Below are 20605 nucleotides of genomic sequence, written 5' to 3'. Positions count from 1 at the left end.
CCCGGTCACCCGACCGCGGCGGCGCCTCGGATCAGGTCCCTTCGCGGATCTTGTGGTCCCACCGCGCCGGATCGGCCTCCAGTGCGGCGCGGTCCCAGCCTCCGAGGTCGGCCGCCGCCTCGTAGGTGCCCTGCAGGAACTCCAGGAGGGCCCGGTCGGGGTCGGGATTCTCCCGCACCACCTCGTACGGGAGCAGGAACTGGCCGTTCTCCCTGCTGTAGAAGGCGCCGGACGGGCCCACCGGACGGTCGGCGAACCCGGCGGGCTCGGGATAGGCGTAGGCGTAGAAGGACCCCTCCTCGCCGCCGCCCGGCCAGAACCCGCAGCTGCTGAGCTCCCGCGAGTACCCCTCGACCATCACCCAGTCCCCGCAGTTCGGGGCGCCGCCCGGGTGCTCGGGCGCGTCCCGCCCGGAGAAGCGCGTGCAGGCGAGGTCCATGGCGCCCCAGAAGAAGTGCACGGGACTGACCTTGCCGATGTAGCGGGCCCGGAACTCCCCCAGCACGCGCGCCGCCTGGAGCAGCTGGCGCCAGAACAGGTGCGCCGCCTCGGGGTCGTACGAGGCGTGCTGGTCGTCCTCCTCGAACGGGATCGCCGGTTCGACCTCGTTCGGGCGCGCCTGGATGCGCGTCTCGATCCCCAGCTCGTGCAGGGCGGCCATCGTCCGGGCGTAGAACCGCGACACCGGCATGGGCGCGAGCTCGAACTCCCGGAGGCTGCCGTCCGAGGTCCGCAGCCGCAGCCGGTGGTCGACGAAGTCGAACTCGATGTCGAAAGCGCCCCCGTCGTACGGGACCGCCGACGTGGTCAGCCCGCGCGGGCTGACGTAGAGCGTCACGTTCCACCAGTGGTTCACCAGCGGTGCGTGGGCCAGACGCACCTTGCCGACGATCTGCGTCCACATGTGCAGGGTGTCGCGCGTCGGCGTCCAGTCGGCGACGCGCAGCCGTGGCCAGGCCTGCCGTTCCACGAGGGCCCCCCTTCCAGCCGGAACATCCGGGTCATGCCCCGGATCGGGCCTCCGCAACAGTGCGGGACGCGGGACCGCCCGGATCGAGGTCCCGCCGGACGGCCAGCGCGGCCGCGCGGTGCTCGGCGGCCGCCGCCGGGTCCGTCCCGTCGAGGACGGCGGCGATCCCCTCGCGGGCCAGCGCCTCGGCGTGGCGGTTCCCCAGCCTCGGGGCCAGTTCCAGCGCCTGCCGGTGCAGGCGCAGGGCCTCCTCCGGCCGTCCCGCCAGCCGGCACGTCTCGGCGTGGCCGTAGAGGAAGTGGATCTTCCAGTGCTCCTCGAACAGCTCGTCCAGCAGGGCGAAGGCCCGGCGGTGCGCGGCCAGCGCCTCCTCGTGGCGGCCCGCCTGCCGCAGGGCGACGCCCAGGCAGTTCAGGCACCAGGCCTCGTTGTGCCGGTGGCCGTCCTCGCGGGCCAGCGCCAGCGCCCGCTCAAGATGCTCCGTAGCCTCGCCGGGCTCCTCGGCGGCGATGGCGACGCCGAGGGTGATCCGGGCCGTCAGCGCGGGCGGCCAGGCGGGGTCGGCGTGCGGGATCTCCAGCACGGCGCGGGCGAGCCGCGCCGCCTCCTCGCGCTGCCCGAGCTGCAGCATCGCCCACGCCTCGTACGCGGTCGCGTGGGCGGAGCCCGTCGGGCAGCCGGCGTCCCGGTACAGCCCGCCCGCCCGCCGGAAGAGGTCGAGGGGTTCCTCGACCCGGCCCTCGTCCCACTTCAGGTAGCCCCGCCGCATGGTCAGCTCGGCCTCCGTCCTGGCGTTCCCGGCCCGGGACACCAGCGGCTCCGCCGCCTCGTAGGCGGCGTCCGCCTCCGCCATCCGTCCCGCGTTGTAGCGGGCGAAGCCGAGGTCGCTGTGCGCCTCCCCGAGTCGCGCCGGGTCGTCCAGGCGCCGCGCGGCGACCAGCGAGTGCTCGAAGAGGACGTTGAGGTGCGTGGTGCCGCACCGCCGCGCGAAGAAGGCCCGCATGCGGCGGGGCAGCTCGCACACGTGCGCGTCGGCTCCGGCGGCGACCGCCGCCTCGAAGACGGCCATCAGGTTGGTGTACTCGGTGGCGAACCACAGGAGCGCCGCGTGCTTGCCGGCGAACTCCGGCAGGTCGGCCGGCGGCGGGCCCGCCGCGACATCCAGGCCGGAGGGCAGGTACGACACCGCGGCGTCCGCGGCCGCCGCCGCGTGCACGTAGTAGTCGAGCACCCGGCCGAGCGCCCGCTCCCGCTCGGCGGGCGGGTCTTCCTCGGCGGCGGCGCGGAGCGCGTGCTGGCGCACCAGGTCGTGCAGCCGGTAGCGCCCGGCCGCGGGCTGCTGGACGAGGTGCGCGTCGAGAAGGTCCTCCAGCATCGCCCGGGCTGCGCGCAGCGGGACGTCCGCCAGCGCCGCGGCCACGTGCTCGTCGAAGGTCGACCCGGGCACCAGGCCCAGCAGGCGGAAGAAGCGGCGCCGCCCCCGGTCCAGCTGCCGCACGGACATCGCGAACGCCGTGTCGAACTCCGTGGCCCCCTCGGCCATCCGCTCGACGAGGATGCCCACGGTCCAGCCCGGCCGGTGCCGCAGCCGCGCCGCCGCCAGCCGCAGCGCCAGCGGCAGGTGGCCGCACCGCCGCAGCACCTCGGCCGCGGCCTCCGGCTCGCGGGCCAGCCGGCCGTCGGATCCGCCCGGGTCGCCGCTGGCGCGGGCCAGCAGGTCGGCGGCCTCCCCTGGCGTCAGCACGTCCAGCGACACGGGGGGCACCTCCTCCAGGCCCAGCAGCCGGTTGCGGCTGGTGACCAGCGCGACGGACGGGCCCGCGCCGGGCAGCAGCGGGCGGATCTGGTCGGCGTCCACGGCGTTGTCGAGGACCACCACGGCCCGCCGGTGCGCCAGTTCCGAGCGCCAGCAGGCGGCCAGCGGCTCGATGCCGCCCTCCTGCGGGATCTTCTCCGACGGCACGTCCAGGGCGGCGAGGAGGGCCCGCAGCGCGGGGTCGGCGCCGAGCGGTTCCCGCCCGGCGGTGAACCCGTGCAGGTCGATGTAGAGCTGGGCGTCGGGATAGGCGGCGGCGAGCCGGTGCGCGGCGTGCACCGCCAGGCATGTCTTGCCGACGCCCGCCATGCCGTCCACGGCGACCACGCCGCCGGCGTCCACCGCGGCGAGCACGGCCGCGAGCTCGGCCTCGCGGCCGGTGAAGTCGGGGACGTCGCGCGGCAGGTCGTTGCGGGGCGGGCGCGGCGCGCCGGAGGGCGGGGCCGGGGGCTGCACCTGCCGGCTGGTCTTCGGCGGCGCGGGCAGCGGGCTGGAGGCCCGCTCCCAGAGGGGGCGCAGCGGGCGCGGGTCGCGCTTGAGGAGGCGGCAGAGCGCGATCACCGCCGTCCAGGGCGGCACCGTCTGCCCGCTGAGGTAGCGCGACAGCGAGGACGAGCTGAGCCCGGCGTCCCGCGCGAGGGCCCGGACGCCGAGCCCGGACAGCTCCTGCAACATGCGCAGCCGGGCCGCGAGCTCGTCCTGCGGGTCGCCCTTCTTTGCTCCGCGCTGTTGCACGACCACCGTCCCCGCCTTCCGTCCCACCGCGGCAGAACTCCTGCGGAGCGCGTCGCCGCTGCTCACGTGCGTTGCGCCTGTCCCACGGTGTCCCATCGACGTCGTCATCGTAGGCCGCCCGGGCTGGAATTGGGACATGCCCCCGAGGGACGGGGGCACGACCGCAGAGGAGAACGCAGATGCAGTCCCGTATGAAGAACCCCGCGATGGTCCTGCCCGGCGCGATGAAGCCCATCCAGGAGCTTTTCAAGGCCGTGCACGCCGGCGGCGTCTCGGAGGAGACCCTGGAGCTGGTGCACCTGCGGGTCAGCCAGATCAACGGCTGCAGCGCCTGCGTGGACGCCGGCGCGAAGACGGCGCGCAAGGCGGGGGTGACCGACGAGCGGCTGGCCACCGTCGCCGCCTGGAGGGAGGCCCCGTACTTCACCGAGGAGGAGCGCGCGGCGCTGGCGCTGGCCGAGGCCGCGACGCGGCTGGCCGACCGCGCCGACGCCGTGAGCGACGACGTCTGGGACGCCGCCGCCACCTACTTCGACGAGAAGGAGCTGGCCGCGATCGTCCTGATGATCAGCGTCACCAACCTGTTCAACCGGCTCAACGCCACGACCCGGCAGATCGCCGGCGCGTGGGGCTGAGCGCACCCCGTCCGGCGACCCCCTCAACGAACCAGGAGAATCCCGTCATGAGCGACACGAAGAAGAGCACGAGCGCGGCGTCCGGCGAGAAGTTCGACGGCTTCACCGCCGAGGAGCGGGCCGCGATGAAGGAGCACGCCCAGGAGCTGAAGAAGGCCGCGCGCCGCAGCCCGGGCAAGGCCAAGGCCGACGGGGAGGGCGACGTCCTCGCCAAGATCGCCGAGATGGAGGACGCGGACCGCGCCATCGCCGAACGGGTGCACGAGATCGTCCGGGCCGCCGCGCCGCACCTCGTGCCGAGGCTCTGGTACGGCCAGCCCGCGTACTCCAAGGACGGCAAGGTCCTCTGCTTCTTCCAGGCGAAGGCGAAGTTCAAGACGCGGTACGCGACCCTCGGGTTCAGCGACGTGGCGGCCCTCGACGACGGCGCCATGTGGCCGACCTCCTTCGCCCTGCCGGAGCTGACCGCCGAGGGCGAGGCGCGGATCGCCGACCTGGTGAAGCGGGCGGCGGGCTGAAGGCGCGGCGGGCTGCGCCCCGGGGCTCCCTGCTAGGGTGAATTTAGACCTAAACTCAGAGGAGGTTCCGACATGGCGCGCACGATCGTGGTCAGCGGCGGCGGCACCGGCATCGGCAGGGCGGTGGCGGCTCGCTTCGCGGCCGGCGGGGACCGGGTGGCCGTCGTCGGCCGCCGCGCCGCGGTGCTGGAGAAGGCGGCCGGAGAGATCGGCGGCACCGCGCTGCCGGCCGACCTGAGCGATCCGGACGGGGTCGAGCGGGTCCGCGCCGAGCTGGCCGAGCGCTTCGGATCGATCGACGTGCTGGTCCACGCCGCGGGCGGCAACGCCGAGTACCAGGGCGGCTCCGGCGGCGTCCTGGAGCGGTGGACGAGCAACTTCCGCACCAATGTCCTGACGTCGGTGCTGCCGACCGAGGCGCTCCGCGACCTGCTGAACCCGTCCGGGAGGGTCGTGTTCATCTCCTCGGTCGCGGCGCTGCGCGGCTCGGGCGGCACGTCCTACGGCCCGATGAAGGCGGCCCTGCACCCGTACGCGTTCGACCTCGCCGCCGCGCTCGGGCCGCGCGGCATCACGGTCAACGTGGTCGCCCCCGGGTTCATCGAGGACACCGAGTTCTTCGGCGGCTCCATGAACGACGAGCGCCGCGCGGCGCTCGTCGCGCAGACCCACACCGGGCGGGCCGGGACGCCGGGGGACGTCGCCGAGACCGTGCACTGGCTCGCCTCGCCCGGCGCCGGGCACGTCACCGCACAGATCGTCCAGGTCAACGGCGGTGCCGAACGTGGCCGCTGAGCCGCCGCGCGACGGCGCCGACGCCATCCAGGACGCCTGGCGGCGCGAACTGCCGGGCGTCCCGGTGGAGTCGATCGGGGTCGTCACCCGGATCTGGTGGGCCGCCAAGGTCTTCGGCGACGAGCGCCGCCGCCTCCTGGCGAGGCTGGGGGTGGACGTCGCGACGCTGGACCTGTTGTCCACCCTGCGCCGCTCCGGCCCGCCGTACCGGATGAGCCCGGGCGAGCTGGCCGACGCCTGCATGGTGACCCGCGGGGCGATCACCCAGCGCGTGGAGCGGGCCGCCGGGGCCGGGCTGGTCGAGCGGACCACCCCCGGGTCCGGGTACCACGCGCGCGCGGTCACCCTCACCCGGGAGGGCAACGCCCTGCTCGACCGCGTCGTCGCCGATCTCCTCGCCGCCGAGGACCGGCTCATCGGCCATCTCGCCCCCGACCGCCGCGAGCAGCTCGCCGACCTGCTGCGCGAGCTGCTCGCCGGGCTCGGCCGCCCGAGCCCGGCGAGCCAGGTCGGGGACTGACCCTCCGGGGCCCGGCCGGCCCGGGGTCCGCGCGGACGGTGTCAGGAGCCCGTGAGGACGACGAGCTCCCGCGTCGCCCGGGTCATCGCGACATAGCGGTCGACCGCGCCTTCGATGCCCTCGCCGAACCCGTCCGGGTCGACGAGCACGACCAGGTCGAACTCCAGCCCCTTGGCCAGTTCGGGGGTCAGCGACCGGACGCGGGGCCTTCCCTTGAACGCGGGGGCGCCGATGACGCAGGCGACCCCGTCGTCGTTCGCGTCGAGCCAGGCGTCGAGGACCCGGTCCAGGTCCGCGACCGGTCCCCGGACGACGGGGATGCCGGTGGCGCGGATCGAGGTCGGCACGTTGGCGTCCGGGAGCGCGGCCCGGATGACCGGCTCGGCCTCCGCCATGATCTCCTCCGGCGTCCGGTAGTTGATGCCGAGGGAGGCCAGCTCGATCCGGTCGAGCCCGACCCGTTCGAGCCGTTCCCGCCACGACTCGGTGAACCCGTGCCTGGCCTGCGCGCGGTCCCCGACGATGGTGAAGCTCCGCGACGGGCAGCGCAGCAGCAGCATCTGCCACTCCGCGTCGGTCAGCTCCTGCGCCTCGTCCACGACGACGTGCGCGAACGGGCCGGCGAGCAGGTCGGGGTCGGCGACGGCCAGCGCGCTCTCGTCGACGAGGGCGTCATGGAAGTCCTCGCCGCGCAGCATCGTCACGAGCCCCGTCCCGTACTCGTCGTCGGCCACCTCGGCGAGGTCGTCCACGACCCTCTCCCTGCGCTCGCGCTCGGCGGCGAGGGCGGCCTCGCGGCGGCGCCTGCGCAGCGAGGCCCCCGGGTCGCCGAGGCGCTGCCGCGCCGCGTCCAGGAGCGGCAGGTCCGACACCGTCCAGGCGTGGGCGTCCTCGCGCTGCAGCCTGCGGATCTCGTCCCTGCCGAGCCAGGGAGCGCACAAACGCAGGTAGGCGGGCACCGACCACAGGTCGCCGACGAGGTCGGCCGCCTCGATCAGCGGCCACGCCCGGTTGAAGGCGGTGCGCAGCCCCCGGTCCTGCCCGAGCGACCTGCGGAGCATGTCGGGCGACGCCGCCCCTTCGCCCTCGTCCACCCCCTCGTGCTTGTCCGCGAGGATCGTGAGCAGCTCCTCCCAGATCTGGTCGCGCGCCTCGTTGTGCGGCGTGCCGGGCTCCGGCGCCTGGAACGCCTCGGCCCAGTCGGCGGGGCTCAGCCAGACCTCGCCCCAGTGGGCGCTGACCTCCATGCCCTCGGTGGGCGGGTTCTCGTAGAACGCGACGGCCTTCTCGATCGCCTTCACCATGTCCGCGGACGACTTCAGGCGGGCCGCCTCCGGGTCGGTCTCGACCGCCGCGCCGGGCCCCTCGGCGACGAGGTCGCGCAGGGTGCAGATCTGCACGCCCTCCTCGCCGAGGCTGGGGAGCACGTCGGACACGTAGGCCAGGTAGGGCTGGTGCGGGCCGACGAACAGCACCCCGCCGCGGTGGTGGCCGAGGCGGGGGTCGGAGTAGAGGAGGTAGGCGGAGCGGTGCAGGGCGACGACCGTCTTGCCCGTCCCCGGTCCGCCGTCGACGACGAGGGCGCCGCGGGACCCCGCGCGGATGATCGCGTCCTGGTCGGCCTGGATGGTGCCGAGCACGTCGCGCATCCGGTCCGAGCGGTCGCTCCCCAGGCTCGCGATGAACGCGGACTGGTCGTCCAGCGCCGCGTGCCCCGCGAACCCCTCGGCGGTGAACACCTCGTCCCAGTAGTCGCTGATCCGGCCGCGGGTCCAGCGGTACCTGCGGCGGCTCGCCAGCCCCATCGGGTCGGCGTGGGTCGCCCCGAAGAACGGTTCGGCCGCGGGCGAGCGCCAGTCGAGCAGCAGCCGGCGGCCCTCGCCGTCGGTGAGCCCGAGCCGCCCGATGTACACGGGCTCGGAACCGTCCGCGGCGGCCATGTGCCCGAGGCAGAGGTCGAGGCCGAATCGGCGCAGCGTGCGCAGGCGGGCGGTCAGCCGGTGGATCTCCATGTCCCGGTCCATCGCGCCCTGGCCGATCCCCCCGGGCGCCCTGCGCTCGGCTTCGAGGCGGTCGGACAGGTCGGAGATCGTCTGGTCGAGGCACCGCGCGACGGCCGCGAAATGCCGCTCGTCACGCTCGATCAGCGCCGGGTCGGCCTTGGCGGACAGGCGCTCGGGGAGGTCGAACACGCTGGCGGTCAGAGGATTCACGTATCGGCTCCGGGTCGTGATCGCTGGTCGTGGCGGCGGGTTCCCGCGACCGCCGGGGAGCCGCCGGCGGACCGCCGTCCGCGCGCCACCGGCACGACGACGACGGCCCTGCGCTGCGCCCCCGGTCTCCGCAGGTTCCGGCCTCGGCGGACGATTCTGCGGCACGACCCGGGTCTTGCCGCAAGCCCCCCGGTGCGCTATACGTTGAGAGTGGAGGGGAGAGTCGCCCTACGCGCGCCCTCCATTCCCCCGGATTCCCGGCCCCACCTCAGACCATGTACTGGTCGTGACGGTGGTAGAGGTCGGCCCACTCCTGCTCGCTGAGCCGCCGCCCGCTCTTCACGATCTCCGCCAGCTCCTCGAAGTAGGCCTCGCGCGGAGCCCCCGGGGCGAACAGGACCAGCATCGAGGCCGCCCCGTGCGGATTGTCGAACGCGTGGATCCCACCCGGCGGGACGAACAGGAAGTCGCCGGGCGAGGCGTCGACCCAGCGCTCCCCGTCGTAGAGCGCGACGGTGCCGGACAGGACGAAGAACGACTCCGACATCGTCTTGTGGAAGTGCGCGCCCGCGCCGCGCCCTGGCTCGGCACTCATGTCCCACCGGTAGAGCCCGTACTGGCCGCCGGTTGATGCGCCCGTGGCCAGGTAGTGCACCTCGGAGCGCGTGCCGATCAGCAGGTCGGGCGCGGAGCCGCCCTCCCGCATCCTGCCGCTGACCTCGCCCTCGTCTCCGTGGAAGAGCTCTTTCGGATACGACATTCCGTCCTCCTCTTCGGGTGTCCTCCCCATCGTGGCGGCCGGCCCTGACGTTCGCGCGCCGGTCAGTCCGCCAGGGCGGCGAACATGCCGGGCTCGTAGGAGCCGCCCTGGTTGCGCGCGATCACGCCGAGCCGGTTGGCCGCGTTGATCATCGCCACCAGGTAGACCAGCGCGGCGAGCTGGTCGTCGTCGTAGTGCTCGCGGGCCCGGGCCCACGTCTCGTCCGAGACGCCCTGGTGCGCGTCGGCGAGCCGGGTGCCCTCCTCGGCCAGCGCCAGCGCGGCCCGCTCGGCCTCGGTGAAGACGGTCGACTCGCGCCAGGCGGCGACCAGGTGCAGCCGGACCGCGCTCTCCCCGGCGGCCGCGGCCTCCTTGGTGTGGAGGTCCACGCACCAGCCGCAGCCGTTGATCTGGCTGGCGCGCAGCATCACCAGCTCCTGCAGGTCCCGGGGCAGCGACGACTGCTCGATCGCCACGCTGACGGCGGCGAACCGCCGGCCCACCCTGGCGGCGAACTCGTTGGTCATCAGGTTCAGACGGGGTTCCATGCCTTTGCTCCCAGCGTGTTGAGGTGCGCACCGCGCGGATCGTTCCCGCGGCGTCCTGACGACCATGGAGATGCCGGCGCCCCGCTCCGCGTGACAGCGCCGCCCTGTGACCTGCGCCACGTCCCGGCCTCCCGGGGCGGAGGGCGGGGCGGCCGGGTCGTTAGAGCCGGATGTGGCCGGGTAGCCGTATGCGGTGGCCGGAGGAGCCGGCGACTCGATCGACACCGAGGGGGCGGAGTTGACCACGCCGGAGGAGAACGCTCCGAAGACCGAGGACACCGACCAGGCGGAGCCCGGCCAGGAACGCGGGAAGCGGCCTGACGTGCGCACCGAACTGGGCGCCGAGCTCGAGGACAAGATGGCGGAGAAGGGGCTGTCCCGGGACGACTTCTCCGAGTCCTGAGGCGGTCCCGTCGCCGGTGCCCCGTGGAACGACGGGCGGCCTCCTCCGAGCACTCCCCAGCCGCTACTCGGGCAGGGGCTGAAGGCTCAGGTCGCAGAGGCGGCAGCCCAGCATGCCGTTGTAGAGGGCGTGCTTCGGGCAGCGCTCAAGGTGGTCGGGAGGCGGCGGGACGGTCCAGTCGGGTCGTGGCGCCGGAGTCCGCACCGGGATGGGCGCGGGCCATCCGTCCACCATCGCGCGGTACCGGCCGAGGTAGTCGAGCGCGAAAGGAGGGTGGTAGGCGAGCAGGTCCCAGCCGTGCCGGGTCAGCGCCAGGTCGAGGACGCGCAGCAGGAACGCCTTCTCGGCCGGCCAGTTCGCCGTCCACGGGAGCTCGTTCAGATCGAACCCGTCCGTACCGCGGCCGAGGCGGTGCCCGTCCGCGAAGTACAGCACGAGATTGCTCTCCCAGGCGGATTCCGCGAGGGCGCACCCGGCAAGGGTGAGCACGTCGAAGAAGACGTCCGTCCCGCCGTTGGACAGGTGCAGATCACCCTCGGACGTCCCGAGGGCTTCGAAGGTGTTGCTCACGCCTCGTCACCTGTCTCCCCGGGCGGCCCGGACGGTCTCGGCCGTTCCGGCGTCCTGCGGATGGTGGTCGAAACGGGCGGGCCACCACACCTTGGGGCCGATCATACGGACGAGCGCCGGAACCAGCAGGGACCGGACCACGAGCGTGTCCAGCAGCACGCCGAACGCGACGATGAACGCGATCTGCGCCAGGAAGGACAGCGGAATGACGACGAGGGCGGCGAACGTGGCGGCCAGCACGACCCCCGCCGAGGTGATGACGCCGCCGGTCGCCGTCAGGCCGCGCAGGACGCCCTCCCGCACGCCCCAGCGCCGCGTCTCCTCCCGGACCCGCGACATCAGGAAGATGTTGTAGTCGACGCCGAGCGCGACCAGGAACACGAAACCGTAGAGCGGCACGGAGGCGTCCAGGCCGGTGAAGCCGAACAGGTGGCGGAACACCAGGGCCGCGACGCCGAGCGTGGCGACGTAGTTCAGCGCGACGGTCGCGATGAGCAGGACGGGCAGCGGCAGCGAGCGCAGCAGCACCACCAGGATGACCAGGATGATCGCCAGGACGACCGGGATGATGAGGGTCCGGTCGTGGGCCGCGGTCTGCTGGGTGTCGTACTGCTGCGCGGTGTAGCCGCCGACCAGCGCGTCCGCCCCGGGGACGCCGTGCACCGCGGCGCGCAGGCGCTTGAGGGTGGCCTTCGCGGCGTCGCTGTCGGCGGCCGCCTTCAGCGTCGCGTCGATCCGGATCCGCCCGTCCACGATCTTCGGCGGCCCGCCGGGACGGCCCGACGCGCCGACGGGCGCGGCGTCCGCGACGCCCTCGGTGCGGGCGGCGGCGTCGGTCACGGCCCTGGCCTGCGCCGCGTCGGCGATGATGATCGCCGGCTGGCCGGACCCGCCGGGGAAGTGCTGGGAGAGCGTGCGCTGCGCGGCGACGGAGGGCGCGTCGTTGATGAACGTCTCGTCCAGCGGGACGCCGTGGGCGCGCAGCCCCGGCGCGAACGCGGCGCAGGCGATGAGGGCGATGCCCGTCCCGGCGACGACGCGGCGCGGGTGCAGGTCGACGAGGCGCGCGACGCGGGCCCACAGCCCCCTCCCCCCGTGGGCGCCTTCGGCCGGGGGCCTGGGCTTGGCGGGCCAGAACGCGACCCGTCCGAGCACGACGAGGACCGCGGGGAGGAACGTGAGCGCGCTGAGGACGGCGCAGGCGATGCCGATGGCGCCGACGGGCCCGAGGGCCCGGTTGTTCGTGAGGTTGCTGAGCAGCAGCGCGAGCAGTCCGAGCGCGACGGTGGCGCCGCTGGCGACGATGGCGCCGAACGATCCGCGCACGGCCGCCCAGCCGGCGGCGAAGCGGTCCCGGCCCGCCGCCGCCTCCTCCCGGAAGCGGGCCGCCAGCAGCAGCGCGTAGTCGGTGGCGGCGCCGATGACCAGGATCGACAGGATGCCCTGGACCTGGCCGTCGACTCTGACGATGTCGTTCTTGGCGAGCGCGTAGACCACCGCGCACGCCAGGCCCAGCGCGAACACCGCCCCGAGGATGATCACCAGCGGGAGCAGCAGGCTGCGGTACACCAGCAGCAGGATGAGCAGGACGGCGACGAGCGCGACGCCCAGCAGCAGCCCGTCGATCCCGGCGAACGCGTCCGACAGGTCGGCCTGGGTGGCGGCCGGCCCGCTGATCTGCGCCTTCGTCCCGGGGACGGTCTTCGCCGCCGCCCGGACCTCGTCCAGCACGGCCGGCAGTTCGTCGCCGAGGTCGGGTCTGAGGGGGACGACGCCCTCCAGCGCCCGGCCGTCGTCCGAGCGCAGGGCGGGCGACGGCGCCCCGAGCGTGCCGGGCGCGCCCCGCAGGCCGGCGAGCGCGCGGGTCGCCGCGTCCCGCTGGGCGTCGGAGACCCGGCCGTTCGCCGTCCACACGACGATGGCGGGCACGGTCTCCTTCTCGGCGAAGGCCTGCTGGGCCCGCAGGACCTGGGTGGACTCGGCGCTGCGCGGCAGGAAGGCGGCCTGGTCGTTGGTGGACACCTCGCCGAGCTTCCCGGCGTACGGGCCGAAGGCGCCGCCGACGGCGAGCCAGACCAGGAGCAGCACGGCCGGGATCGCCCAGCGGACGGGGCGCGGTGGTGTACGCATCGGTTCCTCCAGCGAGTTCGACCTGCGGCGGCCCTACCCACAAATAGCTCAATCATTAACTATCTCAATGATTGAGTTAATGTAATCTGTCCGCATGCCCGAGGGAGCGGAGGAGACGGAGGGTCCCGCCGGCCTCCGGACGTTCGCCGTCGAGCTGCGCCGGATGAACGCCGAGTTCAACCGGATCGCGCACGAGTTCGCCCACGCCAGCGGCCTGCACCCCACCGACGTCCAGGCCCTGGTCGCGATCATGGACGCGCCGCTGCGCTCCCCCGGCCGGCCGATGACGCCGGGGCGGCTGCGCGAGGAGCTGAACGTCACCTCCGGCGCGGTCACCGCCTGCCTCGACCGCCTCGAACGCCTCGGCCACATCACCCGGACGCGCGACCCCGCCGACCGGCGGGTCGTCCATCTGCGGTACGAGCCGTCGGCGATGGCCATGGGCCGCGAGTACTTCCGTCCCCTGGCGGAGAGCACCGACGCGGCGCGGAGCGGGTTCAGCGAGGAGGAGCTGCGTCTCGTCCTGCGCTTCCTGCGCGCGATGAACGAGGAGCTGTCGGCCCTCCGCACCCGGGATTCCCGCCGCTAGGGGCCCGGCGGGTCCTCGGCCGGACCGAGCAGGTCCCAGCGGTTGCCGGCGATATCGAGGAAGACGGCGACGCGTCCGTAGGGTTCGGAGCGGGGCGGTGTGACGAACTCGACGCCCGCGGCCGTCATGCGCTCGCGGGCGGCCTCGAAGTCCTCCACCCGTAGGAAGAACCCCACCCGCCCGGCGACCTGGTCGCCGACAACGGCGGCCTGCCGGGAGCCGTCCGCGCGGGCGAGCAGGATCCCGGTCTGGGCGCCCGGCGGCCGGACGACCACCCACCGCTTGGGACGCCCGTCGTTGGTGAGCGAAGGCGAGTCCCCGACCAGGTCGAACCCGAGGGCGCCGGTGAAGAATTCGACGGCTTCGTCGTAGTCGTCCACGACGATCGTGATGAGATCGAGCAGCACCGTCACGAGGGTACGGCGCGCCGCGGTCGTCCGGGCGACGAGGCGGCCGCGAACGAAGGGACACCCGCCATGGACACGAGGGAAGGAAGCCGCACCGCCGTGCTCGTCTGCCAGGCCCGGGCCGTAGCGCACGGCCGCCTGGCCCCGGACCGGTTCGCGGATCCCACCGCGTCGGCACTGCTGGAGCCCGGCGAGCTGGCGGCGGTGGAGCAGGCCCGCTCGGGCGTGCCTCCCGAGGGCTGGGGGCCCCGGATGGAGTACGAGTTCCTGCGGGCCACGGCGGAGGGGCTGGCGCCCCGCACGGTGGCCGTCGACGACGCCGTCAGGGAGCGCCTCCACCCGCAGGTCGTGATCCTCGGCGCCGGCCTGGACGGACGGGCCTGGCGCATGCCCGAGCTGGCCGGGACCGCCGTCTTCGAGGTCGACCACCCCCGCTCCCAGCAGGACAAGCGGCGGCGCGCCGCGGCTCTCTCCCCGCCCGCCGGGCAGATCGCCTTCGTGCCCGTCGACTTCACCGCCGACAGGCTCGACGACTCCCTGGACGCGGCGGGCCACCGGACCGACCGGCCCACCACCTGGATCTGGGAGGGCGTGGTCCCCTACCTGACCCGCGCCGAGGCGGCGGCCACGCTGCAAGCCCTCGCCAAGGCGTCCGCGCCGGGAAGCCGGCTCGTCGTCCACTACCAGGCGCCGTCGCTGGTCGCCTCGCTCGGCCGGCCGGTGGCCCGTGCGATGAGGCGGCTGTCCCGGCAGCCCGACCCGATGGCGCACGAACCGTGGCGGTCGGCATGGACGCCGGCCGCCATGCGGGAGCTGCTGACCGGGCAGGGTTACGCGGTGGCTCGCGACACCGACCTGCTCACCCTGGCCGGGGCGCTCGCCATGCCCGTCCGCAGCCGGCGGACTCTCGGTTCCGGCCGCGTGCTGGTCGCCGACCGCTAGCCCGGCAGGTGGTGGTTCGACCGTCCCCGGTCCTGCTTCCGGCACTGGCCCCCTCGCCTCCGGACGCGCATGAACCCCGCCGGGCGGGAACACCTCCGTTGCAGGAGGTGCATGTGAACGCAGGTCAACTGCTCGACCGGCTCCCCGGGTTGACGTACCGGCAGCTCGACAGATGGACCAACGCCGGCTACCTGCGCGCGACGCAGGCGGGAGAAGGCGCGGGCCACGCCCGCGACTACAGCGCCGAGGAGGTCCGCGTCGCCGCGCTGATGGTCCGCCTCCACGGCGCGGGGCTGAACGTGGCCTCCTCCCACCGCGCGGCCCGTGCCCTGGCCGCCGGGCGGTCGGCGGTCCTGGCCCCGGGGGTCGAGGTGGTCGTGCACGACGGGGCCCCGGCCGCCGAGCCGCCCGAGGGGTCGTCCGGAGGGCCCCTCGCGGCCGCGTGAGGCGGCCGGGCGGCTCAGGCGTGCGACAGGGCGAACGCCGCCAGGAACCCCACGACCATGATCAGGCCGGTGAACAGGTGGGTGTCCTCGTAGGCCTCGGGGATCATCGTGTCGGCGATCATGGTGAGGATGGCGCCGCCGGCCAGGGCGGTGATGCCGGCCAGGACGTCGGCGGAGGCACCGCCGAGCACCGTGTAGCCCGAGACCGCCGCCAGGGCGCTGATCACCGCGATCCCGCTCCACAGCCCGAAGACGTACCCGCGGCCGCGTCCCGCGCGGCGCATCCCCGAGGCGCTGGACAGTCCCTCGGGCACGTTGCTGATGAACACCGCGACCACGGTGACCACGCTGACCGCGCCGCCGCCCAGGAGGCTCGTGCCGATCACGATGGACTCGGGCACGCCGTCCAGCAGCGCGCCCAGCGCGATCGCGCCGCCCGAGCCGGGCCGCTGCTCCTCCGACGGCTGCTGCCCGCCCGACCGCTTGCGGTGCCGCGCGCCCCTCCAGGCCAGGACGGCGTTGGCGCCCGCGTAGAGCACCGCGCCGATCACCGCGCCGATCGCCGTCGGGGTCAGCCCGCCCTTCTCATGCGCCTCGGCGATGAGGTCGAACGACACCGCCGACAGCAGCACGCCGCTGCCGAACGCCATCACACTCGCGACGATGCGGGCCGGGACCGGCACGAGGTAGCCGACCAGGGCCCCCATCACCAGCGCCGACCCGGCCAGCAGGCCCCACCCTCCGGCCTGCAACGCTCCCTGCACGGCTCTCCCTTCCGTCCACGACCGCCACGCGAACGCCGGTGCCGGCGCCCTGGCGCGGATCCAGACCCCGCCGACGCTCTGCTACCCGCAAATTTCCCGCAAAACGTTGACCGGCCCTGCTCGATGGTGCTGTGTACTGGGAGACCTGCACCCCGCGCAACCTACGGGCGGCCGGCTAGTAAGGTCGGCCGCATGCCCGCTCGTACCCCCGCCTCGTCCCCGGTGAGAGAGCCCAGGCCACCGCGCATCCCCCGCAGCCTCACGCCCGCCGGGAAGGTCGAGCGGCACATCCGGCACGACGGGAAGTACCTGTCGCTGGAGTACGGCGCGGACGCCCTCTCCATGGACGACCCGGACGGTGTCGAAGACGTCGAGTTCGAACGCTGCCGGTTCACCCAGACCGGCTTCTCCGGGTTGGTCCTGCACAGGGCGGGGTTCGCCGACTGCGCGTTCAGCGACGCCGACCTGGCGAACCTGCGGGCGTTCAACTCGCGGATGTTCAACACGCGGATCGCGAACGCGCGGATGACGGGGATGCAGCTCGCCGAGAGCGGGCTGCGCGACGTGCTGGTCGAGGGGTGCCGCGCCGACCTCACCGGGTTCAGGCACGCGCATCTGCGGGACGTGGTGTTCCGCGACTGCAACCTGACCGAGGCGACCTTCCAGGCCGCCGAGATGACCGACGTCCGGTTCGAGAACTGCCGGCTCGGCGGCGCCCAGTTCTCCAAGGCCAGGATGAGGACGGTCCGGTTCCGCGGCTGCGACCTGCGCGGCGTCGCCGGCCTGGACTCCTTCCAGGGGGCGATCGTCGCGAGCGGCGACGCCATGAGCCTCCTGGACGCGTTCGCCGCGGAGCTCGGCATCACCATCGAGGACTGACCGGCCCGAAGGAGCCGATGCGTCGGCCGAGCCGCACGGGGAAGGGTTCCCTGGGGGGAGCATCATGGGTTACGCGATCAGCGTCCGCCTGCGCCGGCCGTTCGGCGAGACGGTCGAGCAGGTGCGCGCGGTCCTGAAGGACCAGGGCTTCGGCGTGCTGACCGAGATCGACGTGCGGGCCACCCTGCGCGAGAAACTCGGCGAGGCGATGGAGGACTACCTCATCCTGGGGGCCTGCAACCCGCGGCTCGCCCACCGTGCGCTCGGCGTCGACCGGCGGATCGGCCTGCTGCTGCCCTGCAACGTCGTGGTGCGCACCGACGGCGACGACACCGTCGTGGAGGCGATGGACCCGCAGGTCATGGTGTCGGTCAGCGAACAGCGCGACCTCGGACCGGTCGCCGACGAGGCGGCGGAGCGGCTGGCCGCCGCGCTGAGGCGGCTGGACGCCTGACCCTCCTCGCTCAGCCGCCCGGGAACTCGATCTCGGCGGCCTCGCCGGCGCCGAGCAGGAAGTACCCGAGGAACGTCACGCCGTCCTCCCCGGCGTCGAAGCGCGCGATCCGGGCGCCCTCGGGCTCGTGGAACACGTCGCCGGGACGCAGGACGGCCGCGGCCTCGCCTTCGATCTGGTAGACGACCGACCCGGTCTCGACGCTGCCGAAGACCGGTCCGTTGTGCACGTGCAGTCCGGCCGCCCTGCGGGGCGCGATGGTGATGCGCCTGACCTCGACCCGCTGCGTGCTGCGGGGCGCCGCCAGCACCTGGTCGAGCAGGACCGTACGGGTGACCGTCTGGACGTCCTCCACCCGGCCCCCGCGGTACTCACCGTCGCCGACCGGCTCCCCGGCCTCGGCGGACGACCCGTCGCCCGGCGCAGGTAGGCGGCGATGCGCTCGACGGCCGTGCCCGGCCCGGACAACTGCGCGTCGATGGAGGCCCGCATCTCCTCGGCGGTCCGGTCGATGGCGGCGCGAGCGAGTTCCATTTACATAAACTATGAATATAAAAGGGCTATGCTTCGGGCATGGATCGTCACGCCGCCGCTCCCGGCGCGTCCGCCGCCATCGGGGAAGCCCTCTACGGCCTGGCCACCAGGGCCGCGAGGCGCCTGCCCCGGGACATGAGCCTGACGTCCGCCGCCACCCTGGCCACCCTGGACCGGACCGGCCCGCGGCGCATCACCGACCTGGCCGCGGTCGAGGGCGTCACCCAGCCCGCGATGACCGCCCTGGTCCGGGTGATGGAGGAGTCCGGCCTGGTCGAGCGGCGGGGCGACGCGTCCGACAGGCGGGTCACGCTGGTATGCCTGACCGAGGCCGGGGCCTCCTACGTCCGGACGCGGCGCCAGGCGGGCGTCCAGACCTTCGAGCGATTGATCGGCGAGCTCACCGGCGACGAGGTCGAGGCGCTGGTGGCGGCCCTTCCGGCGCTGAAGCATCTGGCAGAGTTCGAATGCCAGGACCGCGAAGGGCCGGCCGTCACGCCCGAGAGCGGGACGTCGAGCGCCATGGCGATCACGACGCCGACAAGCCTCGCTCTCGCCCGCCGACGCTCGTCCGAGACCAACCCGTAAGTCAGATGCACTCATCCCAACACTGGAGGTTCCATGCCCAAGGGCTACTGGGTCAGCGCCTACCGCACCATTTCAGACCCCGAGAAGCTGGCTGCTTACAACAAGCTGGCCGGTCCGGCCGTCAAGGCCGGGGGCGGCCGGGCCCTCGTCCGTGGCGGCCGGGTCGAGGCGCATGACGCCGGAATCGCCGAGCGCACCGTCCTGATCGAGTTCGACAGCTTCGAGCAGGCCGTCGCGGCGCACGAGAGCGCGGCCTACCAGGAGGCGCTGGCCGCCCTCTCCGACGGCGTCGAGCGCGACTTCCGCATCGTCGAGGGCATCGACTGACCGAGGTCCAGGCGGATCTTCACTTACGCGTGGACCGGCCGGAGACGATGCCGGCGGGGGGCAGGACGGCGGCGATCTTATTGTCGTACCCCCAACAGGGTCGGCGACGTTGACGTCGTGAACCCGCCAGACCTGGGCCGTTACCGCCTGTTGAGTGGGCAGGCACGACCACTCCCCCTCACAGGACGGAACCCGATGTCAACAGTGACCGCCTCGGCCGACGGCTCTCCCATGTCAGCTCGGTCGGGCTCGAACAACTGGCCGGCGGTGGTCTCGGTGATGATGGGGATCTTCGCGATCGTCACCACCGAGATCCTGCCGATCGGGCTGCTGACGTCCATCGGCTCCGGCTTCACCGTCTCCGACGGGACGGCCGGGCTGATGATGACCATGCCCGGCTACCTCGCGGCGGCGGCCGCGCCCACGGTCACCGTCGCGACGGCGCGGATCGACCGGCGGCTCATGCTGTGCGCCTGCATGTTCCTGCTGGCGGCGGCGAACTTCATCGCCGCGGCCGCCCCGGCGTTCTGGGCGGTGCTCGTCTCACGCGTCCTCGTCGGGGTGGTCATCGGCGGCTTCTGGTCGATCGGCGCGGGCCTCGCCGACCGGCTGGTCCCCGCACGGTCGGCGCGCCGGGCGACGGCGGTCGTCTTCTCGGCCGTCCCGCTGGGATCGGTTCTCGGCGTGCCGCTCGGGACGCTGATCGGAGACCTCGCGGGCTGGCGGACCAGCTTCGCGGTCATGGGCCTGCTGTCCGTGGCGGTGCTCATCGCGCTCGCCGTGCTCGTCCCCCCGCTGCCTGCGGAGGGGGCCACCCGCCTCACCGCGCTGCGCGGCATGGTGCGCGGCCTCGACACACGGCGCGCGCTCCTGGTGACCGTCCTGGTCGTCCTCGCGCACTTCGGCGCCTACACCTACGTCACGCCCTTCCTGGAACGGGTGACGCAGGTGTCCCCGGGGCTGATCACGGTGTTCCTGCTGGCCTACGGTGCCGCGGGCATCCTGGGCAACTTCCTGGCGGGCACGGCTCTGGCCCGCCATCCGCACGCCACCTTCGGCGTGGCCGGAGGTCTGATCGCCATCGCCACCCTGGCGCTTCCTCTTCTGGGGCGATGGGATCTTGGCGCCCTCACGCTGCTCATCCTGTGGGGCGCCGGCTACGGGGCGGTCCCGGTCTGTTCGCAGACCTGGTTCGCCAGAGCCGCCCCGCACGCGCCGGAGGCGGCATCCGTCCTTTTCACGGCCTCGTTCCAGGCGACGCTGTCGACCGGCGCCCTGGTCGGCGGGGTCATCATGGACCGCACCTCCCCTTCGACGGTCATGATGCTGGGCGGAGCCACCGCGGCCGTCATGGTGGTGGCCGTGGTCAGCGGGCGGCCTCGCCGGTCAGCCAGCGGTGAAGCGCCGGGAGGGGCACGTCGGCCCGGACGACCTCCAGCGCGGTGATCTTCAGGCCCCACTCGGCGACGGCGGCGTCCAGGTCGGCGGCCAGGGGGTTAGCCCGGCCGGGAAGCAGGTCGCCGAGTTCGTTCAGGCGCCGCTGGGCCACGTGGCGGCGCAGGCGGCCCTCCACGATGACGCTGATCGCGGCCGTCTGGGGAACCGGCCGCAGCGCGCAGCGGGCGGGATCCGACACCGACACCAGGGCCACGGCCTTCAGCCGCAGGGGCACCCCCTCGCGGGTGGGGGCCTCCAGCCATATGTCGAGGGGTCCCCATCTCATGGGGACGCGGACCGAGCGGTGCACGCCCGGAACCACCAGCGTGCGGCCGGGCCCCCGCACCGTGGGAGGGCCGCCCAGGCGGGAGACCACCAGGCGCTCCCCCTCGGGGACGACCCGCAGCGACGCGACGGCCAGCATCGTGATCAGGACGAGGCAGGCCAGGAGCGCCAGCGACGGCCACGTGAGGAAACCGGGCAGCAGTTGCTCCCTCGCGAGGCCCTTGGTCATGAACCCTCCCCCGCTGGTCCGGCGCTTCGCCTGGTCTCCTCAGCCTCCATCGTCACCGCCGGACGGCTGCCTTGCCATCGGGTGCGACCACCAGATCGTCCAGTCCTGCCC

The 20605-nt window shown here is 73.7% G+C and carries 24 protein-coding genes; 13 read left to right on the top strand and 11 right to left on the bottom strand.

Annotated features, from left to right (window positions below):
• Window positions 1–31: 31 nt before the first annotated feature.
• A complete protein-coding gene (locus AB0C87_RS16170; RefSeq protein ID WP_345181258.1) occupies window positions 32–970 on the bottom strand; it encodes a DUF5996 family protein in 939 nt (312 codons plus the stop codon).
• A 31-nt stretch (window positions 971–1001) separates the two neighbouring features.
• The gene (locus tag AB0C87_RS16165; RefSeq protein WP_353835136.1) at window positions 1002–3548 is read right to left on the bottom strand and encodes a tetratricopeptide repeat protein; all 2547 of its coding nucleotides are present in this window, start codon (window positions 3546–3548) and stop codon (window positions 1002–1004) included.
• A 152-nt stretch (window positions 3549–3700) separates the two neighbouring features.
• Between AB0C87_RS16165 and AB0C87_RS16160 the strand changes: the two genes are divergently transcribed.
• The 4 genes from AB0C87_RS16160 to AB0C87_RS16145 all read left to right on the top strand — a co-directional run bounded on the left by AB0C87_RS16160 (window position 3701) and on the right by AB0C87_RS16145 (window position 5989).
• A complete protein-coding gene (locus AB0C87_RS16160) occupies window positions 3701–4156 on the top strand; it encodes a carboxymuconolactone decarboxylase family protein (RefSeq protein ID WP_345181264.1) in 456 nt (151 codons plus the stop codon).
• Between the two features lie 47 nt (window positions 4157–4203).
• Window positions 4204–4674, top strand: a complete 471-nt coding sequence (locus AB0C87_RS16155; protein ID WP_360578160.1) for a DUF1801 domain-containing protein — start codon at window positions 4204–4206, stop codon at window positions 4672–4674.
• Window positions 4675–4746: 72 nt separating this feature from the next.
• Window positions 4747–5469, top strand: coding sequence for an SDR family oxidoreductase (locus AB0C87_RS16150; RefSeq protein WP_360358820.1), 723 nt, complete (start codon window positions 4747–4749; stop codon window positions 5467–5469).
• Window positions 5459–5989, top strand: a complete 531-nt coding sequence (locus tag AB0C87_RS16145) for a MarR family winged helix-turn-helix transcriptional regulator (RefSeq protein WP_360578158.1) — start codon at window positions 5459–5461, stop codon at window positions 5987–5989. The genes AB0C87_RS16150 and AB0C87_RS16145 overlap by 11 nt, the downstream gene beginning before the upstream one ends.
• Window positions 5990–6030: 41 nt before the next feature.
• Here the strand turns inward: AB0C87_RS16145 and helR are convergent, their stop codons facing one another.
• The 3 genes from helR to AB0C87_RS16130 form a co-directional block, all read right to left on the bottom strand.
• Entirely contained in the window at window positions 6031–8202 is a 2172-nt protein-coding gene (gene helR, locus AB0C87_RS16140; RefSeq protein WP_360578157.1) for an RNA polymerase recycling motor ATPase HelR, read from the bottom strand.
• A 268-nt stretch (window positions 8203–8470) separates the two neighbouring features.
• Window positions 8471–8962, bottom strand: coding sequence for a cupin domain-containing protein (locus tag AB0C87_RS16135; protein ID WP_360578155.1), 492 nt, complete (start codon window positions 8960–8962; stop codon window positions 8471–8473).
• Between the two features lie 62 nt (window positions 8963–9024).
• Entirely contained in the window at window positions 9025–9510 is a 486-nt protein-coding gene (locus AB0C87_RS16130; RefSeq protein ID WP_345181277.1) for a carboxymuconolactone decarboxylase family protein, read from the bottom strand.
• Window positions 9511–9703: 193 nt separating this feature from the next.
• Here AB0C87_RS16130 and AB0C87_RS16125 point away from each other — a divergent pair, with 193 nt between their 5' ends.
• Entirely contained in the window at window positions 9704–9913 is a 210-nt protein-coding gene (locus AB0C87_RS16125; RefSeq protein WP_345181279.1) for a hypothetical protein, read from the top strand.
• A 63-nt stretch (window positions 9914–9976) separates the two neighbouring features.
• Here AB0C87_RS16125 and AB0C87_RS16120 read toward each other — a convergent pair whose 3' ends face one another.
• Together AB0C87_RS16120 and AB0C87_RS16115 are read right to left on the bottom strand one after the other, a co-directional pair.
• Entirely contained in the window at window positions 9977–10483 is a 507-nt protein-coding gene (locus AB0C87_RS16120; protein WP_353835273.1) for a hypothetical protein, read from the bottom strand.
• A 6-nt stretch (window positions 10484–10489) separates the two neighbouring features.
• Window positions 10490–12613, bottom strand: a complete 2124-nt coding sequence (locus tag AB0C87_RS16115) for an MMPL family transporter (protein WP_353835272.1) — start codon at window positions 12611–12613, stop codon at window positions 10490–10492.
• A gap of 94 nt (window positions 12614–12707) precedes the next feature.
• Between AB0C87_RS16115 and AB0C87_RS16110 the strand changes: the two genes are divergently transcribed.
• A complete protein-coding gene (locus AB0C87_RS16110) occupies window positions 12708–13202 on the top strand; it encodes a MarR family transcriptional regulator (protein WP_353835271.1) in 495 nt (164 codons plus the stop codon).
• On the opposite strand, the gene AB0C87_RS16105 is transcribed toward AB0C87_RS16110, so the two are convergent.
• Window positions 13199–13609, bottom strand: a complete 411-nt coding sequence (locus AB0C87_RS16105; protein WP_360578152.1) for a VOC family protein — start codon at window positions 13607–13609, stop codon at window positions 13199–13201. The genes AB0C87_RS16110 and AB0C87_RS16105 overlap by 4 nt on opposite strands.
• A gap of 69 nt (window positions 13610–13678) precedes the next feature.
• Between AB0C87_RS16105 and AB0C87_RS16100 the strand changes: the two genes are divergently transcribed.
• Together AB0C87_RS16100 and AB0C87_RS16095 are read left to right on the top strand one after the other, a co-directional pair.
• A complete protein-coding gene (locus tag AB0C87_RS16100; RefSeq protein WP_360578150.1) occupies window positions 13679–14551 on the top strand; it encodes a class I SAM-dependent methyltransferase in 873 nt (290 codons plus the stop codon).
• A 113-nt stretch (window positions 14552–14664) separates the two neighbouring features.
• The gene (locus AB0C87_RS16095; RefSeq protein ID WP_345181292.1) at window positions 14665–14997 is read left to right on the top strand and encodes a MerR family transcriptional regulator; all 333 of its coding nucleotides are present in this window, start codon (window positions 14665–14667) and stop codon (window positions 14995–14997) included.
• Window positions 14998–15011: 14 nt separating this feature from the next.
• On the opposite strand, the gene AB0C87_RS16090 is transcribed toward AB0C87_RS16095, so the two are convergent.
• Window positions 15012–15761 (bottom strand): ZIP family zinc transporter, encoded by a 750-nt coding sequence (locus tag AB0C87_RS16090; RefSeq protein ID WP_345181294.1) that lies wholly within the window; start codon window positions 15759–15761, stop codon window positions 15012–15014.
• Window positions 15762–15953: 192 nt separating this feature from the next.
• Here AB0C87_RS16090 and AB0C87_RS16085 point away from each other — a divergent pair, with 192 nt between their 5' ends.
• Complete coding sequence (locus AB0C87_RS16085) at window positions 15954–16640, top strand: pentapeptide repeat-containing protein (RefSeq protein WP_353835267.1); 687 nt, start codon at window positions 15954–15956, stop codon at window positions 16638–16640.
• Window positions 16641–16704: 64 nt separating this feature from the next.
• Window positions 16705–17094 carry a DUF302 domain-containing protein gene (locus AB0C87_RS16080; protein ID WP_345181299.1) on the top strand — a complete coding sequence of 130 codons (390 nt, stop codon included), beginning with the start codon at window positions 16705–16707 and terminating at the stop codon, window positions 17092–17094.
• 10 nt (window positions 17095–17104) lie between these two features.
• Here the strand turns inward: AB0C87_RS16080 and AB0C87_RS16075 are convergent, their stop codons facing one another.
• A complete protein-coding gene (locus AB0C87_RS16075; protein ID WP_360578147.1) occupies window positions 17105–17449 on the bottom strand; it encodes a hypothetical protein in 345 nt (114 codons plus the stop codon).
• 218 nt (window positions 17450–17667) lie between these two features.
• On the opposite strand from AB0C87_RS16075, the gene AB0C87_RS16070 reads away from it, so the two are divergent.
• The 3 genes from AB0C87_RS16070 (at window position 17668) to AB0C87_RS16060 (ending at window position 19989) form a co-directional block, all read left to right on the top strand.
• Complete coding sequence (locus tag AB0C87_RS16070) at window positions 17668–18216, top strand: MarR family transcriptional regulator (RefSeq protein WP_345181304.1); 549 nt, start codon at window positions 17668–17670, stop codon at window positions 18214–18216.
• Between the two features lie 33 nt (window positions 18217–18249).
• A complete protein-coding gene (locus tag AB0C87_RS16065; RefSeq protein ID WP_345181306.1) occupies window positions 18250–18543 on the top strand; it encodes a DUF1330 domain-containing protein in 294 nt (97 codons plus the stop codon).
• A 231-nt stretch (window positions 18544–18774) separates the two neighbouring features.
• A complete protein-coding gene (locus AB0C87_RS16060; RefSeq protein ID WP_360578145.1) occupies window positions 18775–19989 on the top strand; it encodes an MFS transporter in 1215 nt (404 codons plus the stop codon).
• Here AB0C87_RS16060 and AB0C87_RS16055 read toward each other — a convergent pair.
• On the bottom strand, window positions 19910–20494 hold the full coding sequence (locus AB0C87_RS16055; protein WP_345181313.1) for an SPFH domain-containing protein: 585 nt from the start codon (window positions 20492–20494) through the stop codon (window positions 19910–19912). The genes AB0C87_RS16060 and AB0C87_RS16055 overlap by 80 nt on opposite strands.
• Window positions 20495–20605 lie beyond the last annotated feature (111 nt).

This window comes from Actinomadura sp. NPDC048021, assembly GCF_040653135.1.
Classification (GTDB): domain Bacteria; phylum Actinomycetota; class Actinomycetes; order Streptosporangiales; family Streptosporangiaceae; genus Spirillospora; species Spirillospora verrucosospora.
This window is presented reverse-complemented; position numbering and strand designations above follow the sequence as displayed.

Bases quoted from the DNA above. Each gene is read 5' to 3' on its own strand.
- AB0C87_RS16085 (WP_353835267.1), top strand. From the start codon at position 15,954: ATGCCCGCTCGTACCCCCGCCTCGTCCCCGGTGAGAGAGCCCAGGCCA.
- AB0C87_RS16130 (WP_345181277.1), bottom strand. From the start codon at position 9,510: ATGGAACCCCGTCTGAACCTGATGACCAACGAGTTCGCCGCCAGGGTG.
- AB0C87_RS16115 (WP_353835272.1), bottom strand. From the start codon at position 12,613: ATGCGTACACCACCGCGCCCCGTCCGCTGGGCGATCCCGGCCGTGCTG.
- AB0C87_RS16060 (WP_360578145.1), top strand. From the start codon at position 18,775: ATGTCAGCTCGGTCGGGCTCGAACAACTGGCCGGCGGTGGTCTCGGTG.
- AB0C87_RS16150 (WP_360358820.1), top strand. From the start codon at position 4,747: ATGGCGCGCACGATCGTGGTCAGCGGCGGCGGCACCGGCATCGGCAGG.
- AB0C87_RS16065 (WP_345181306.1), top strand. From the start codon at position 18,250: ATGCCCAAGGGCTACTGGGTCAGCGCCTACCGCACCATTTCAGACCCC.
- AB0C87_RS16055 (WP_345181313.1), bottom strand. From the start codon at position 20,494: ATGACCAAGGGCCTCGCGAGGGAGCAACTGCTGCCCGGTTTCCTCACG.
- AB0C87_RS16080 (WP_345181299.1), top strand. From the start codon at position 16,705: ATGGGTTACGCGATCAGCGTCCGCCTGCGCCGGCCGTTCGGCGAGACG.
- AB0C87_RS16070 (WP_345181304.1), top strand. From the start codon at position 17,668: ATGGATCGTCACGCCGCCGCTCCCGGCGCGTCCGCCGCCATCGGGGAA.
- AB0C87_RS16100 (WP_360578150.1), top strand. From the start codon at position 13,679: ATGGACACGAGGGAAGGAAGCCGCACCGCCGTGCTCGTCTGCCAGGCC.
- AB0C87_RS16160 (WP_345181264.1), top strand. From the start codon at position 3,701: ATGCAGTCCCGTATGAAGAACCCCGCGATGGTCCTGCCCGGCGCGATG.
- AB0C87_RS16155 (WP_360578160.1), top strand. From the start codon at position 4,204: ATGAGCGACACGAAGAAGAGCACGAGCGCGGCGTCCGGCGAGAAGTTC.
- AB0C87_RS16110 (WP_353835271.1), top strand. From the start codon at position 12,708: ATGCCCGAGGGAGCGGAGGAGACGGAGGGTCCCGCCGGCCTCCGGACG.
- AB0C87_RS16135 (WP_360578155.1), bottom strand. From the start codon at position 8,962: ATGTCGTATCCGAAAGAGCTCTTCCACGGAGACGAGGGCGAGGTCAGC.